Raw genomic sequence first — 15356 nt, forward strand, 5'->3', positions numbered from 1 at the left:
CCGGGCCGAGTGGTGTGCGTCCAAGGGGGACACAGCGGCTCGGGGAGGGGTTCGGATCATGGCGGGCACGGGGTACGGAAGACGGCGGGCGGTACTGGCGGTGGCCGGGGTGGCCACGGCGACGGTGGTACTGCTGAGCGGGTGCAGTGCGGGCGAGCGCGCGGGGCGGAGTTCGGCTGAGGCGGCGGCGCCGAAGGCCGCCGGGGCTGCTGCGGCTCCGGCGATGGGGGATGCCAAGCAGCCGGGGGCGGGTGGGGCCACCGCTGCGCCCGAGGGCGCGACGGAGGCGACGGCGCCCCGGCTGATCGCGTACACGGCCCAGCTCTCGCTGCGCAGCAAGGAGGTGGGCAGGACGCTGGACCAGGCCCGCACGCTCGCCACGGCGGCCGGCGGCTACGTCGCGGGTGAGCAGCTCAGCGGGAAGGCGGGGGACGGCGGCTCGACGGACGCCCGGCTGACGCTCAAGGTGCCGTCGGCGGCCTACCAGCAGAGCCTGGACCAGCTGTCCGGCCTGGGCGAGGTGGTCGGCCGGAGCAGTCAGGCGGACGACCTGACCCAGCAGGTGGCCGACGTGGAGAGCCGGTTGAAGACCCAGCAGGCCAGCGTGGACCGGGTCAGGAAGCTGATGGCCGAGGCCAAGTCGCTGGCCGAGGTGGTCTCCCTGGAGAGCGAACTGAGCCGTCGCGAGGCGGAGTTGGAGTCGCTGCAGCAGCGTCAACAGGGTCTCGCGGCGCGCACCTCGCTCTCCACCATCACACTCCAGGTGTACGCCGAGTCGGCCCCGGTGCCGGCTGCGGCGAAGTCGCAGGAGGGGTTCTGGGAGTCGGTCGGCGACGCGCTGAGCGGCGGCTGGCACGTCCTGGTGGCGATCGTCCGCGGTCTGCTGATCGGGATCGCGGCGGTCGCGCCGTTCCTGCTGGTGCTGGCGCCGGTCGGCGTGCTGCTCCGGCGGCTGAGCCGCACCAGGCGTCAGCGGCCCGTACCGGTCACTCCGGCCACACCCCCGGCGGACCCCGCCGAGTGAGCGGAACCCGGCCGACGGCCCGTCAGCGTGACGGACCGTCGGCCGGGCCGGTGAGGATCAGCGCTCGGAGCTGCGGTGCACGAAGTCGACCAGACGGCTGAGCGCGTCCGGGTCCATGCTCGGCATCACGCCGTGGCCGAGGTTGAAGATGTGGCCGGTGTCGCCGATCGCCTGCGCGGCGTACAGCACCTCGCGGGCCTTGGTCTCCACCACCTCGGTCGGCGCGAACAGCACCGCGGGGTCGAGGTTGCCCTGCAGCGCCTTGCCGGGTCCGACTCGCTCCGCGGCGACGTTCAGCGGCACCCGCCAGTCGACGCCGACCACGTCGGCACCGGCCTGGCCGAGCAGGCCGAGCAGCTCGCCGGTGCCCACGCCGAAGTGGATGCGCGGCACGCCGTACCCGGCGACCGCGTCGAACACCTTGGTGCTGGCGGGCATCACCGAGCGGCGGTAGTCCTCGGGGGCGAGTGCGCCGACCCAGGAGTCGAACAGCTGGACCGCCGAGGCGCCGGCCTCGATCTGGATCTTCAGGAACATCGAGGTGATGTCGGCGAGCCGGTCGACCAGCGCGGCCCACAGGTCGGGGGCGCCGTACATCATCGCCTTGGTCTTCTCGTGGCTCTTCGAGGGGCCGCCCTCGACCAGGTAGCTGGCCAGCGTGAACGGGGCACCGGCGAAGCCGATCAGCGGGGTGGAGCCGAGCTCGTCCACCAGCAGGCCGACCGCCTCGGTGATGTACGGCATGTCGGCCGGCTCCAGCGGGCGCAGCCGCTCCAGGTCCGCGAAGCTGCGGATCGGGTCGGCGATCACCGGGCCGACGCCGGGCTTGATGTCCACGTCGATGCCGACCGCCTTGAGCGGGACCACGATGTCGCTGAAGAAGATCGCCGCGTCCACCTTGTGCCGGCGGACCGGCTGCAGGGTGATCTCCTTGACCAGCTCGGGCCGCATGCAGGAGTCGAGCATCGGGATGCCCTCGCGCACCTTGAGGTACTCGGGGAGGGAGCGGCCGGCCTGGCGCATGAACCAGACCGGGGTGTGCGGCACCGGCTCCCGGCGGGCGGCGCGCAGGAACGCGGAGTCGTACGCGGCGCCACGGCGCGCGGAGGGCTGCTGACCGGACTGGGCTGCGGTTGTCTCACTCACGCCCAAATCTTCGCACGCGCCCCCGGTCCGGCCGTCACCCGCCGGTCGTGGGTTCCTCCAGGACCTGGCCGCAGGGCACGATCGGACAACCGTCACGCCACACCGGCCGAAATTACTCGGAATGCGGGCCCGGCCGACCTAGGCTCTCGGTCATGGCAGCGGTCGGCGGGCACCCCGCACAAGGTGGCGGAACGGGCAAGGAGTCGGCGCCGATCGAGTTCCGCGATGCGGTCGAGGCGCTGGCGGCGGCGCGGTTGCGCCCCGAGATCGAGCTCTCCCCCGCTCCGGCCCCCCGGCGGATGGCCCCCTTCGCGTACGCGCTCACCGCGACGGTCGAGGTGGACGGCGAGGAGCTGGCCGACGGCCGGCTGGTGCTGCTCTACGACCCGGCCGGACAGGACGCCTGGAACGGCGAGTTCCGGCTGGTCTCGATGACCAGGGCCGAGCTGGAGCCGGAGATGGCGGGCGACCCGATGCTCTCGGACGTCGGCTGGGCCTGGCTGACCGACGCGCTGGACGCGCACGGCGCCGGGTACGTCGAACCGAGCGGCACCGTGACCCGGTGCGCCTCCCAGTACTTCGGCGGCCTCGGGGAACGGGAGCCGTCCACCGAGATCGAGATCCGGGCCTCCTGGACCCCGTCCGACAGCCGGTTCGACCGGCACCTGGCCGCCTGGGCCGACCTGCTCTGCGTCTGCGCCGGACTGCCGCCGACCACTCCGGCGCCGCTCCCGCTCCCGGACGCCCCGTCACTCGGCGGAGTGGTCCCGATGCCCGCCCGGCGGCGTCCGCGCTCCCACTGACACCTCGCGCTCTCCCCTCCAGGAGTGTTTCGGCAGCACCGATGCCGAACACCACCCGCAGGGCTGACGCGGTGTGACTTCGGCTGCGGGACTGTCAATTGACTGCCCGAAAGTGCCCGGACGAGTGCCGAACACGATCGATTTCGTTCGATTTCAGGGCATGTCGTATCACTCGTCTGCACGATTTGTCCGTATTGTTACTCACTAGATCGTGATCATTCGCTAAAGCCGGGCACTGATGATGCCGAAGGTGTCTGTGACCCTTTCCAAACGCGGAACACTCCGAGCGCCCCCATCGGCCAGAGGTGGCGATAAGGAGCTGCCGTCCGCCACTCCCACCAGGAGGCACGGTGTCGGTCCTTCTCGAACACCCCGCAAGCGTGGTCGCCTACCGTCCGACGAAGCCCACCGCCATGGTGGTCATCGCCGACCCCCGCGTCCGGAACACCGTCACCCGGCATCTCTGGGCGCTCGGCGTCCGGGACGTCATCGAGGTCTCCTCGATCGCCGAGGCCCGTCCCCGGGTCTCGACCCCGCGTGACATCTGCGTCGCCGACGTCCACCTCCCGGACGGCTCCGGCCTGACCATCCTGGCCGAGACGAGGGCCGCGGGCTGGCCCAACGGCCTGGCCCTGTCGGCCGCAGACGACATCGGTGCCGTGCGCAGCGCACTCGCCGGCGGCGTCAAGGGCTACGTGGTCACCGGTACCAGGACCAACGTGGCCATGCCCGGCCGCCCCGGACTGCCGATCGGTGCGGGCGGCCTGGCCGGCCGGATGCGGCGTCCCGGCATGCCGGGGATGCCCGGTGCGGCGGGAGCTCCGGGCGCACCCGGTGCCCCCGGGGCGCCCGGCGTCCAGCCGACCACCTACCGGGAGCTCTCCGGCCGCGAGGTCGAGGTGCTCCGGCTGGTCGCCGAGGGCCAGTCCAACAAGGCGATCGGGGTGGCCATGGGCCTCTCCGCGCTCACCGTGAAGAGCCACCTGGCCCGGATCGCCCGCAAGCTGGGCACCGGCGACCGGGCGGGCATGGTGGCGGTGGCGCTGCGCACCGGCATCATCCACTGACCCCGGGTCAGCCAACACTCCGTCAGCCGGTCCACGGCCCGGAAGCCCCGCAGGTGGCGGCCCGGAGGAACGTTTCCTCCGGGCCCCTGCCTTCCGGGCGTGCGATCGGGTTCGGGTCTCCGTCACCACGAGGAGACCTGGCGTTCGGGTCACTGCTTACGTGCCCGACCGCTCCGTGCCGACGCTTCGAGGGCCGGCTCCCCCGCTCGCGGAACCCCTCGGACCCTGACCGGCCGGGCAGTTGCCGGCCTCCGGCATATGTCCGGAGCCGGGCTGACCAGTCCGAGGACCTTCCGGTGGGCGGGTGCCGTCGTACCCTTGGTGGGTGACCGACGCCGTAGCCATCCCAGAAGAGACAGCCCCGGTCCCGCTCCTCGAACCGAGGGAGGGGCTCCCGCCCGTCGTGGTGGACGAGACCGCGCTCGCCGCGACCATCGCCGCCTTCGCGGCGGGTACCGGCCCGGTCGCTGTCGACGCCGAGCGGGCCTCCGGCTACCGCTACGGCCAGCGTGCCTATCTCATCCAGCTCCGCCGGGCCGGGGCGGGCACCGCGCTGATCGACCCGATCGCCTGTCCGGACCTCTCGGGTCTCGGCGCCGCGCTCGCGGACACCGAGTGGGTGGTGCACGCCGCGTCGCAGGACCTGCCCTGCCTGGCCGAGGTCGGCATGAAGCCCCGGGAGCTGTTCGACACCGAGCTGGCCGGACGGATCGCCGGCTTCCCCCGGGTCGGCCTGGGCCCGATGACCGAGAACGTGCTCGGCCTCTCGCTGGCCAAGGAGCACTCGGCGGTGGACTGGTCCACCCGTCCACTGCCCGAGCCGTGGCTGCGGTACGCCGCTCTGGACGTCGAGGTGCTGGTCGAGCTGCGCGACGCACTCGAACAGGAGCTGGACGCCCAGGGCAAGCTCGGCTGGGCCAAGGAGGAGTTCGCGGCGATCGTCGCGGCCCCCAAGGCCTCCCCCCGGGTGGACCCGTGGCGCCGTACCTCCCAGCTGCACAAGGTCCGCCGCCGCAGGCAGCTGGCCGCGGTCCGCGAGCTCTGGCTGGCCCGCGACCGGATCGCCCGCGAGCGGGACGTCTCGCCGGGGCGGGTGCTCTCGGATCTGGCGATCGTGAACGCCGCGCTCGCGATGCCGCTGAACGCACCCGCACTGCAGGCGGTCCAGGGCTTCGGCCCCCGGGTGAACCGGCGTCAGTTGGACCAGTGGATGGCCGCTCTGCAGCGGGCCCGGGAGATCCCGGAGGCCGAGCTGCCGCCGTCCACCGCGCCGCACGAGGGGCCGCCGCCGCCGCGCGCCTGGGCCGAGAAGGACCCGATCGCGGCGGCCCGGCTCTCCGGGGCGCGGGCGGCGGTCTCCGAGCTCGCCGAGCAGCACAGCCTGCCGGCCGAGAACCTGATCACCCCCGACCTGGTCCGCCGGGTCTCCTGGGAGCCGCCGGCCGTGCCGGACGCCGGGTCGGTCAGCGCCGCACTGCGCGCCTTGGGCGCCCGCCAGTGGCAGGTCGACCTGGTCGGACCGGTGATCGCGGACGCCTTCGCCAACGCCAAGGTGGCGGCCCCTTCCGAATAGGCACACGCTTCGGAAGACAGGGGCTCGGGGCTCTGCTGATGTGCGGCTCCGCCGCGGGGCGAAGCCGGCCTCGGGAGCGCCACCTGTGCAGAAGTGGGTCACGTCCGCGCGTGTCCTGAACATTCAGACACGCGCGGACGTGACCCTTTTCCGTACGCGTGACGCTCCTGAGGTCGCGGCGGAGCACATCGGCAGAGCCCCGAGCCCCTGGTGGGTGACCGTGAGAGCGGACACATGGGGTGGCGAGTCTGGGCAAGGTAGTTACCGGCGGGTAGCATGGCCGTGATGCAGAGCCGCTCCGTCATGGGACGTGGTCTGCCACCCAACGTCATGTCCCCTGGGAGGAGAGCCCCGTGCCTCGTACCTCGAGGGACGTCGTCTTCGTCGACGGCGTCCGCACCCCGTTCGGCAAGGCCGGCCCGAAGGGCATCTACCACGAGACCCGCGCCGACGACCTGGTCGTCAAGTGCATCCGTGAACTGGTGCGCCGCAACCCGAGCCTGCCGACCGACCGGATCGACGAGGTCGCCATCGCGGCCACGACGCAGATCGGCGACCAGGGCCTGACCATCGGCCGGACCGCCGCGCTGCTGGCCGGTCTGCCGAAGTCCGTCCCCGGCTACTCCATCGACCGGATGTGTGCCGGTGCGCTGACCGCCGTCACCGCGACCGCGGGCGGCATCGCCTTCGGCGCGTACGACGTCGTGGTCGCCGGTGGCGTCGAGCACATGGGCCGGCACCCGATGGGCGAGGGCGTGGACCCGAACCCGCGCTTCGTCTCGGAGAAGCTGGTCGACGAGTCCGCCCTGTTCATGGGGATGACCGCGGAGAACCTGCACGACCGGTTCCCGCACATCACCAAGGAGCGCTGCGACGCGTACGCGGTGCGCTCGCAGGAGAAGGCCGCCAAGGCGTACGCCAACGGCGACATCCAGCCGGACCTGGTGCCGATCACGATCCGCAACACCAACCCCGAGGCCGGCGAGACCGGCTGGGGCCTGGCGACCTCGGACGAGCCGATGCGCCCGGGCACCTCGATGGAGTCGCTGGCCGGTCTGAAGACCCCGTTCCGCCCGCACGGCAACATCACCGCAGGCAACTCGGCCGGTCTGAACGACGGCGCGACCGCCTCGCTGCTCGCGGCCGAGGACGTCGCCGAGGAGCTCGGCCTCCCGGTCAAGATGCGTCTGGTGAGCTACGCGTTCGCGGGTGTCGAGCCCGAGGTCATGGGCATCGGCCCGGTGCCGGCGACCGAGAAGGCACTGGCCAAGGCCGGTCTGACGATCGACGACATCCAGGCGTTCGAGGTCAACGAGGCGTTCGCGGTCCAGGTGCTCGCGTTCCTCGACCACTACGGCATCGCGGACGACGACCCGCGCGTGAACCCGTACGGCGGCGCGATCGCGTTCGGCCACCCGCTGGCCTCCTCGGGCGTGCGCCTGATGAACCAGCTGGCCCGCAGCTTCGAGCAGCGCACGGACGTCCGCTACGGCCTGACCACCATGTGCGTCGGCTTCGGCATGGGCGCGACCGTCATCTGGGAGAACCCCCACTTCGAGGGTGGTAAGTGACCATGAGCACCACTGAACTGCTGAAGCGCGCCGCCGAACTCTTCCCCGGCGAGGTGGTCACCACCGCGCACGTACGTCACCTGGACCTGCCGCTCGGCGCGGGCCGGCTGGCGCTGATCACCCTGGACAACGGCTTCGACCACACCAAGCCGACCACCTTCGGCCCGGGTTCGCTGGCCAAGCTGTCCGAGGCGCTGGACCAGGTCGAGGCCGAGGCCGCCGCCGGTGACATCGTCGCCGTGGCGATCACCGGCAAGCCGTTCATCTTCGCGGTCGGCGCCGACCTCAAGGGTGTCGAGGTGCTCAAGGAGCACAGCGACGCGCTGGCCATCGGCAAGGGCGGCCACGACGTCTTCAAGCGGATCGCCGCGCTGCCCGTCCCGTCCTTCGCGTTCTACAACGGCGCGGCGATGGGCGGCGGCGTCGAGGTCGGCCTGCACGCGAGCTACCGCACCGTCAGCTCAGGCGTCCCGGCCTTCTCGCTGCCCGAGGTCTTCCTCGGTCTGGTCCCCGGCTGGGGCGGCTGCACCATCCTGCCGAACCTGATCGGCCCGTCCAAGGCGATCAAGGTCATCATCGAGAACTCGATGAGCCAGAACAAGCAGCTCAAGGGCCAGGAGGTGTTCGAGCTCGGCATCGCCGACGCGATCTTCGAGCCGGCCGACTTCCTGGAGCAGTCGATCCTCTGGGCCGCCAAGGTGCTCACCGGCGCCGTCGAGGTGCAGCGCGAGGAGATCGACCGGGGCAAGGCCTGGGACGACGCCGTCGCCTGGGGCCGCCTGGTCGCCGACGCCAAGGTGCACGGGGCCGCCCCGGCCGCGTACAAGGCGCTCGACATCATCGAGCAGGTCAAGGACCAGAACCTCCAGGCGGGCTTCGACGCCGAGGACGTGGCGCTGGCCGACCTGATCATGACCGGCGAGCTGCGCGCGGGCCTGTACGCCTTCAACCTGGTGCAGCGCCGTGCCAAGCGTCCGTTCGGTGCGCCGGACAAGGCGCTGGCCCGGCCGGTCACCAAGGTCGGCGTCGTCGGTGCCGGTCTGATGGCCTCCCAGCTGGCGCTGCTGTTCGCCCGCCGCCTCCAGGTGCCGGTGGTCCTCACCGACATCGACCAGGAGCGCGTCGACAAGGGTGTCGGCTACGTGCACGCCGAGATCGACAAGCTGCTGGCGAAGGGCCGGGTCAACCCGGACAACGCCAACCGCCTGAAGGGCCTGGTCACCGGCTCGCTGGACAAGGCCGCGGCCTTCGGCGACGCCGACTTCGTGATCGAGGCGGTGTTCGAGGAGATGGGCGTCAAGCAGACCGTCTTCGCGGACCTGGAGGCCGTGGTCTCGCCGACCTGCGTGCTGGCGACCAACACCTCCTCCCTCTCGGTCACCGAGATGGCGTCGAAGCTCCAGCACCCCGAGCGGGTCGTCGGCTTCCACTTCTTCAACCCGGTCGCCATCCTGCCGCTGCTGGAGATCGTCCGCGGCGAGCAGACCGACGACGCCTCACTGGCCACCGCCTTCGGCGTGGCGAAGAAGCTCAAGAAGACCGCCGTGCTGGTCAAGGACGCCCCGGCGTTCGTGGTCAACCGGATCCTGACCCGCTTCATGGGCGAGATCCAGGCGATCATCGACGAGGGCACCCCGATCGAGACGGTCGAGAAGGGCGTGCTGCCGCTCGGCCTGCCGATGTCCCCGATCGTCCTGCTCGAACTGGTCGGCCCGGCCATCGCGCAGCACGTCTCGGAGACCCTGAACCGGGCCTTCCCGGAGCGCTTCGGCGTCTCCGAGAACCTCGGCAGGGTGGTCGCGGCAGGCAAGCGCGGCTTCTACGTCTGGGTGGACGGCCAGCAGGTCCTCGACCCCGAGGTGCTGGAGCTGCTCACCTTCGGCGACACCGTGCTGACCGAGCAGCAGGTCCTGGACCGCGCGCTCGACGCGGTGGCCCAGGAGATCGGCCTGATGCTGGACGAGGGCGTCGTGGGCGAGGCCCAGGACATCGACCTCTGCATGATCACCGGCGCCGGCTGGCCCTTCCACCTGGGCGGGATCACCCCGTACCTGGACCGGGCGGGCGTCTCCGAGCGGGTGAACGGCAAGAAGTTCCTCGCGCCGGGCCTGGCCTCCGTGCCGGTCTGAACACCTGACGCACCATAGGGCGGCACTCCCGGGGACGGGGGTGCCGCCCTACGGGCGTCTCAGGGCAGTTGCAGGTCGCGGAACTCGACGTGGGCGTCCTCGGTGTAGAGGCCGACGCTGCCGCCCGGGTACGGCCGCTCCTGGTCGGTGAAGGTGACCACCGGCTGGTCGTCCACCTCGACGCTGATCGCCGCACCGGTCTGATGGACCTCGACCCGGTGCCAGCGCCCGATCGGGTAGACCGGGAGACCGGTGGCGAGGAAGCGTTGCGCGCCCGGGTACGCCGGGTCCTCCTTGCCCAGTTCCCAGCCGGTGGGCTTGAGGGCCAGGTAGTAGAAGTGCTGGGGGTCGGTGTAGTGCCAGACCACCCAGGCCACCTCCCAGGCGTTCGGCTCCGGCTTGCGGAGCTGCTCGGTGGTCCTGGCCTGGAGCCGGAAGTCGACCGTCCGGTACGAGTCGGTGGAGACCACCAGAGCGGCGTGCGTCTCCTCCGGCCGGAGCGAGCGGCGGGGTTCGAGGACCAGGACGCCGCCCTGCTCGCCCGTGTAGCCCTCCCCGTTGAACACCGAACGCCAGGGCCCGTGCGTGGTCCCCTCGGGCCAACGCATCAGGGAGGGGTCGGAGCCCAGGCTGACCACGGTCAGGATCAGCGCCAGAACCGGCAGCACAACGGCCGCGGTGATCCACCACCGTCTGCGGGTCGATCGCGGTGGCCCGGTGGCGGTCCGCTGCGGGTGCACCGGCGGACCTCCCGTCGTCGCGGCCGGATCGCTCACCAGCCTGCCATGGAGACCGCCCGGGACGCCGCAGCGAGGGCCGGTACGGAGGTCGGCGTGGCGCCGCAGTCCTCGGCCAGCCGGGCGACGATCCGCCGGGCGGCGTAGCCGTCGCCGAAGGGGCTGGGGGCCTCCGCCATGCCCTGGTACAGGGCCGGGTCGTCCAGCAGGTTGTTGGCCTCGGCGTGGATCACCTCGGGGTCCACACCCACCAGCCGGGCCGCGCCGGTGCTGACCACCTCGGGCCGCTCGGTGGTGGTGCGCAGCACCAGGACGGGCTTGTCCAGGCTGGGGGCCTCCTCCTGCACGCCACCGGAGTCGGTGAGGACCAGCTCGCAGGCGGCGAGCGAGGCGGTGAAGTCGAAGTAGTCCAGCGGCTCGGTCAGGGTGATGTGCGGGTCGTGGCCCAGCGCACCCTCCAGCACGTCCCGGACGGCGGGGCTGCGGTGCACCGGCAGCAGGATCTCGACGTCGCCCCGCCGGGCCAGCCGCAGCAGGGTGGCAGCCATCGCCCGCATCCGGTCCCCCTGGTTCTCCCGGCGGTGCAGGGTGACCAGGACGCCCCGGCGGCCGGTGCGGAAGGCGGACCGGCCGACGCCCCGGTGCCGGACCCAGAGCAGGTTGTCGATGACGGTGTTGCCGGTGACGTGCACGCTGTCGGCCGGTGTCCCTTCGGCCCTGAGCTCGGCCCCGGCCCGCTCGGTGGGGGCGAAGTGCCAGCGGGTCAGCCTGCTGACCAGCCGGCGGTTGAGCTCCTCGGGGAAGGGGTTGTCGAGGACGCCGCTGCGCAGCCCGGCCTCGACGTGCGCCACCGGGATCCGCTCGTAGAAGGCGGCGAGCGCCCCGCACAGGGTGCTGCAGGTGTCGCCCTGGACCATCACCAGGTCGGGTTCCTCGTAGCGCAGCACCTCACCCAGAGCCTCGACCAGACGTGCGGTCAGGGCCGAGAGCTCCTGCCGGTCGCGCATCACGTCGAGACGGTGACGGATGGTCAGGTCGAGCCGGTGCAGCATCGGGTCGAGCATCTCCCGGTGCTGGCCGGTGTTGATCACCAGTGGCTCGAACCGGCGGGACGCGTCCAGCGCCCGCACCACGGGGGCGAGTTTGACGGCCTCGGGGCGGGTGCCGAGCACCACGGCGACCCGCAGGGGACGGGACGGGTCGTTGCCGACCGGGTCGGTAAGGGGCGGAGTGAACATGACGGCCTTCTTCGGCAGCGGAACATGACGGACCGTGAGCTCCGGGAGGAGCGCGACGGGACAGGAGCCCCCCGGAGCCCGGCGGGTGACGCGGGGTCAGGTCCGGGCGGTCTTCAACCAGGAGGTGCGGCCGCTCACCGTGCGGCCGATGGCCCACCAGCCGGCCGCGAACCACAGGTAGCCGTAGGCCACGAACAGGTGCGCGAGCAGCAGGCAGTGCAGGAACCCCAGCTCGCTCTCGCGCTGCCGGTACACGTATGCGTAGGCGTAGGCGGGGGCGAATGCGAGGGCGTACAGCGGGACCAGCCAGAGCGGCGAGAAGGTGCTGTGCCCGGCCGCGACGGAGTCGGAGATGAATCCGAACACCCCGGCGAGGAAGGCGAGCGGCAGGAACGAGGTGAGCAGCAGCAGCGCCGGGCTGGACAGGTGGTAGATCAGGTCGGCCGCGGCCCGTCCGGGAATCTCCCGGAGGATCAGCGGCACCAGCCGGGAGGCCTGGATGTGGCCCTGGAACCAGCGGGAGCGCTGGCGGACCAGCCGCCGGACCTTGATGACGGCCTGCTGGTGAACGGCGGCGGTCGGGCAGAACTGGTTCTGCCAGCCGGCCGCGATCAGCCGGATGCCCAGGTCGAGGTCCTCGGTCAGCCGGTCGCTCCAGGGCTCAGGACCCAGTGAGCGCAGCGCACTCAGCCTCATGAACTGGCCGTTGCCGCCCATGCCGACGCTGCCGAGGTGCCGCCGTCCGGTCTGGAAGATGTCGGTGTAGACGACGAACTCCATGTCCTGCATCCGGGGCAGCAGACCCTTCTCGCGGTTGTACATCCGGACGCCGATCTGGACCGCTCCGGTGGCCGGGTCAGCGAAGTACCGGTCGGCCTGGGCGATCGCGTCGGGTTCGAGCCGGCCGTCGGCGTCGAGGACGCAGATGATGACGTCGGCGGGATTCCGGCCCGCCAGGGCGCCGCAGCGGGCGAGGTGTCGCAGGCCGTCGTTGAGGGCGGCCCCCTTGCCTCGTCTCGCCTCCGGGGGGCGACGCTGGTGCAGCAGGACCCGGTGCGGGTCCGCGGCGCGGGCGATCTCGGCGGTGTGGTCGTCCGACGCGTCGTCAATCACCAGGGCCAGACAGTCCTTCTGCGGCAGTGCCATCAGTCGGCGCAGGCTCTCGGCGAGGACGCGGTCCTCGTTGAGGCAGGCCAGCATGAAGACATAGAAGCGCTCCTGCCGCCCGGGCTCCGCCAGGTGGATACGGCGGCGGGACAGGGCGAACATGCCGGTGTTGTAGACCAGGGCCGTCGCGATCACGGCCGTGCTCAGCCAGAGCAGGACGGCGGTCACCATGGCGCACCCCGGTGGAGTGCGGTCGCCCCTGCGACGGTGTGCACGGCCGGCTCCGGAGCGGGCGGGACCTGCCTGCTCCGGCGGTGGCGCGCCACCAGGCCGACGACCAGCAGGACGAGACAAGCCACCGTGTACAGACCGAAGCCCGCGCCCGCGACCTGGAGCAGCAGGCGGGCGATCCCGGCTCCGGACATACCGGAGGGCATCACGGCTGCCGCGCTGAAGCAGAGTCCACTGGTGGCTCCGCAATTCCCGTACATGCGGAATCGACCTCGATGATGCGAGCGGATGCCGGACACGACACGGCACATCTCGCGGATCGCGGTGGAGGGGGCCGGTCTCGCCACTCGCTCCCCGAGCCAGGAATAGGCGACCGTCTGCCGACTCGGATCTTCACGCGCCCCATCGGACCAATCACCGTCAACGTACCACAGCAGCGGGAGCCGTTCAATGAATTCGAATACCCGGGAATTGCCCTTTCGAGGCGCCGGCCCGGGCCACCCAGCGTGACGCCGGGAAACGGCCGGTGATTGCGCGTCAGCAGCCATTGACACTACGCAAAGCGAGTGACACCGTCATGTGTATCGCCTGTACTTGCGGCTGATGGGCAGCGTGTACCGCTGCACCGAAGCGACTCCAGGCCCGTTGCGAGACGCCGTTCCCGAGCGCCGCGTGGGCCCTCTGTACGAGACGCCGGGGAGAACGGCCGCCGGGCACCGGTCGAGGGTGGGAAGACAACGGTCGGCAGACAGGTGCCGGATATTCACCTGCGCACCGTTCCCGCTTCCGGGCACCTCTGGCCCACACCCATGCCGTGAATCGGAAATTCACCCAAGGGGCTGTCATGCCTTTTCATTCAATGAATCGGAGTTGGCGCCGACCGACAATCGTGGGAGCGCTCGCTCTGCTTCTCAGCGTGGGGGTTGTCGCACCGCCGTCCACCGTCTCCGCCAAACCGCCTCCGGACCAGCAGCACGCTCAGGGGGCGCTGCACCCGGGACAGGGTCCGGGAGATCTCTCCGCCTCCTTCGGCGCCAAACAGAAGGCGGCGGACCAGAACCGGAAGCAGGACCCGCACAAGAAGCTCAAGCCCGCGAACGCCCTCCAGGCGCTGCCCAACGCGCTGAACCTGCTGCCCGCCAACCCCGCCCCGGCGACCGGGAAGAGCACCCTGGTGCTCTACGACACCACCGGCCCGTACGGGTTCCTGGGCGAGCTGTACGCGATGACCACCTCCAACCTGGCCGGCCACTTCGGGACGGTCACGCCGAAGCCGGTCTCCTCCTACCAGCCCGGTGAGGTCAACAACTACACCGCCACCATCTACTTCGGCTCCACCTACTACGGGGCCAACGACAACAACGGCCAGCCGATCCCGGACGCCGTACCGGCCGCGTTCTACAGCGACGTGACCACCACGACGCACCCGGTCGTCTGGCTCTACGACAACATCTGGAACCTGGCCAACAACGCCGGGGCAGCCCAGTTCTCCGCCAACTACGGCTGGGACCCGACCAACTCGTACTTCGACTACAACGCGATCACCTCGGTCAACTACAAGGGCCAGGCGCTGAGTCGTGACCCGCTCAACGGCGGCGGTGTGCTCGGCGACACCGTCACGGATCCCACCAAGGTGACCGTGCTCGCCTCCTCGACCGACAGCTCCGGGGCCAGCGTTCCGTGGGCGATCCGCTCGAAGAACCTCACCTACATCGGTGACGTCCCGTTCTCCTACGTGAGCGCCAACGACCGGGTGATGATCCTCAGTGACCTGCTCTTCGACGCGATCAACCCGGGTGCTCCGACCCGGCACCGGGCCATGGTCCGGCTGGAGGACATCAGCCCCGCCGACGACCCGAACCAGCTGATCCAGACCGGGCAGTACCTGAAGTCGCAGAACATCCCGTTCAGCTTCGGCGTCATCCCGGTCTACACCGACCCCAACGGCACCTACAACGGCGGCCGGCCGGAGACGCTCCGGCTCTCCCAGTCGCCCGCCATGATCCTCGCGATCAGGTCGCTGATCGCCAACGGTGGCACGATGCTGATGCACGGTTACACCCACCAGTTCAGCAATATCGCCAACCCGTACAACGGCGTCAGCGGCGACGACTTCGAGTTCTACCGGGCCCAGTGCTCGATCACCCAGTACCCGCCGTACCAGTTCCGGACGCCGTGCCAGAACACCGACTGGGTGATCCACCAGGGTCCGGTCCCCGGTGACTCCGCAGCCTGGGCACAGAGCCGGATCACCGCCGCCACCGCCGAGTTCAGGGCCGCAGGTCTCCCGGTCCCGACCATCTTCGAGTTCCCGCACTACGCGGGCTCGGCCGTGGACTACCGGACCGTCGAACCGCTCTTCGCCGCCCGCTACGAGCGCTCGCTGTACTTCGGCGGCGTGCTCAGCGGAGGATCGATCGACTACTCCATGCTGATCGGTCAGTTCTTCCCGTACCCCGTGCACGACGTCTACGGCGAGACCGTCCTGCCCGAGAACCTGGGCAACTACGAACCCATCATGTCCAACAACAACCCGCCGCGACTGCCCGCCGACATGATCGCCTCGGCGAAGCTGAACCTCGTGGTCAGGGACGGCTACGCCAGCTTCTTCTACCACCCGTCCTACGGGCTGAACCCGCTGAAGCAGACCGTCACCGGCATCAAGGCGCTCGGCTACACGTTCATCTCCCCCGCCACCGCCCTTGCCCCCTGACAGCCCATCACTCCTGC

12 protein-coding genes are annotated in these 15356 nt (G+C 70.8%); 7 read left to right on the forward strand and 5 right to left on the reverse strand.

The window, feature by feature from the left end; all coding sequences use genetic code 11:
- Window positions 1-58: 58 nt before the first annotated feature.
- Window positions 59-1024: a DUF4349 domain-containing protein gene (locus tag ACKUU6_RS09650; RefSeq protein ID WP_407988075.1), complete on the forward strand. Its 966-nt coding sequence runs from the start codon at window positions 59-61 to the stop codon at window positions 1022-1024.
- Window positions 1025-1081: 57 nt separating this feature from the next.
- Here the strand turns inward: ACKUU6_RS09650 and hemE are convergent, their stop codons facing one another.
- The gene (gene hemE, locus ACKUU6_RS09655) at window positions 1082-2170 is read right to left on the reverse strand and encodes a uroporphyrinogen decarboxylase (protein ID WP_407988076.1); all 1089 of its coding nucleotides are present in this window, start codon (window positions 2168-2170) and stop codon (window positions 1082-1084) included.
- A 152-nt stretch (window positions 2171-2322) separates the two neighbouring features.
- Here hemE and ACKUU6_RS09660 point away from each other — a divergent pair, with 152 nt between their 5' ends.
- The 5 genes from ACKUU6_RS09660 (at window position 2323) to ACKUU6_RS09680 (ending at window position 9313) form a co-directional block, all read left to right on the forward strand.
- Window positions 2323-2973 carry a DUF3000 domain-containing protein gene (locus tag ACKUU6_RS09660; protein ID WP_407988077.1) on the forward strand — a complete coding sequence of 217 codons (651 nt, stop codon included), beginning with the start codon at window positions 2323-2325 and terminating at the stop codon, window positions 2971-2973.
- Between the two features lie 350 nt (window positions 2974-3323).
- Window positions 3324-4040 carry a response regulator transcription factor gene (locus ACKUU6_RS09665; RefSeq protein WP_057229902.1) on the forward strand — a complete coding sequence of 239 codons (717 nt, stop codon included), beginning with the start codon at window positions 3324-3326 and terminating at the stop codon, window positions 4038-4040.
- Between the two features lie 325 nt (window positions 4041-4365).
- On the forward strand, window positions 4366-5613 hold the full coding sequence (locus ACKUU6_RS09670; protein WP_407988078.1) for a ribonuclease D: 1248 nt from the start codon (window positions 4366-4368) through the stop codon (window positions 5611-5613).
- 353 nt (window positions 5614-5966) lie between these two features.
- Window positions 5967-7184 (forward strand): thiolase family protein, encoded by a 1218-nt coding sequence (locus ACKUU6_RS09675; protein ID WP_407988079.1) that lies wholly within the window; start codon window positions 5967-5969, stop codon window positions 7182-7184.
- Window positions 7185-7186: 2 nt separating this feature from the next.
- Window positions 7187-9313, forward strand: a complete 2127-nt coding sequence (locus ACKUU6_RS09680) for a 3-hydroxyacyl-CoA dehydrogenase NAD-binding domain-containing protein (RefSeq protein ID WP_407988080.1) — start codon at window positions 7187-7189, stop codon at window positions 9311-9313.
- Between the two features lie 59 nt (window positions 9314-9372).
- On the opposite strand, the gene ACKUU6_RS09685 is transcribed toward ACKUU6_RS09680, so the two are convergent.
- From ACKUU6_RS09685 to ACKUU6_RS09700, 4 genes are all read right to left on the reverse strand, one after another.
- Window positions 9373-9981, reverse strand: coding sequence for a family 16 glycoside hydrolase (locus ACKUU6_RS09685; RefSeq protein WP_407988081.1), 609 nt, complete (start codon window positions 9979-9981; stop codon window positions 9373-9375).
- 104 nt (window positions 9982-10085) lie between these two features.
- Window positions 10086-11288 carry a non-hydrolyzing UDP-N-acetylglucosamine 2-epimerase gene (gene wecB, locus ACKUU6_RS09690; RefSeq protein WP_407988082.1) on the reverse strand — a complete coding sequence of 401 codons (1203 nt, stop codon included), beginning with the start codon at window positions 11286-11288 and terminating at the stop codon, window positions 10086-10088.
- 96 nt (window positions 11289-11384) lie between these two features.
- The gene (locus ACKUU6_RS09695; protein WP_407988083.1) at window positions 11385-12626 is read right to left on the reverse strand and encodes a glycosyltransferase; all 1242 of its coding nucleotides are present in this window, start codon (window positions 12624-12626) and stop codon (window positions 11385-11387) included.
- The gene (locus ACKUU6_RS09700) at window positions 12620-12820 is read right to left on the reverse strand and encodes a hypothetical protein (RefSeq protein ID WP_407988084.1); all 201 of its coding nucleotides are present in this window, start codon (window positions 12818-12820) and stop codon (window positions 12620-12622) included. Before ACKUU6_RS09700 ends, ACKUU6_RS09695 begins: the two co-directional genes overlap by 7 nt.
- Before the next feature lie 722 nt (window positions 12821-13542).
- On the opposite strand from ACKUU6_RS09700, the gene ACKUU6_RS09705 reads away from it, so the two are divergent.
- The gene (locus ACKUU6_RS09705) at window positions 13543-15339 is read left to right on the forward strand and encodes a DUF2334 domain-containing protein (protein WP_407988085.1); all 1797 of its coding nucleotides are present in this window, start codon (window positions 13543-13545) and stop codon (window positions 15337-15339) included.
- Window positions 15340-15356: the final 17 nt, after the last annotated feature.

The organism is Kitasatospora sp. CMC57 (genome assembly GCF_045866025.2).
Lineage (GTDB): Bacteria > Actinomycetota > Actinomycetes > Streptomycetales > Streptomycetaceae > Kitasatospora.

Bases quoted from the DNA above. Each gene is read 5' to 3' on its own strand.
- ACKUU6_RS09650 (WP_407988075.1), top strand. From the start codon at position 59: ATGGCGGGCACGGGGTACGGAAGACGGCGGGCGGTACTGGCGGTGGCC.
- ACKUU6_RS09660 (WP_407988077.1), top strand. From the start codon at position 2,323: ATGGCAGCGGTCGGCGGGCACCCCGCACAAGGTGGCGGAACGGGCAAG.
- ACKUU6_RS09680 (WP_407988080.1), top strand. From the start codon at position 7,187: ATGAGCACCACTGAACTGCTGAAGCGCGCCGCCGAACTCTTCCCCGGC.
- wecB (WP_407988082.1), bottom strand. From the start codon at position 11,288: ATGTTCACTCCGCCCCTTACCGACCCGGTCGGCAACGACCCGTCCCGT.
- ACKUU6_RS09695 (WP_407988083.1), bottom strand. From the start codon at position 12,626: ATGGTGACCGCCGTCCTGCTCTGGCTGAGCACGGCCGTGATCGCGACG.
- ACKUU6_RS09700 (WP_407988084.1), bottom strand. From the start codon at position 12,820: ATGTCCGGAGCCGGGATCGCCCGCCTGCTGCTCCAGGTCGCGGGCGCG.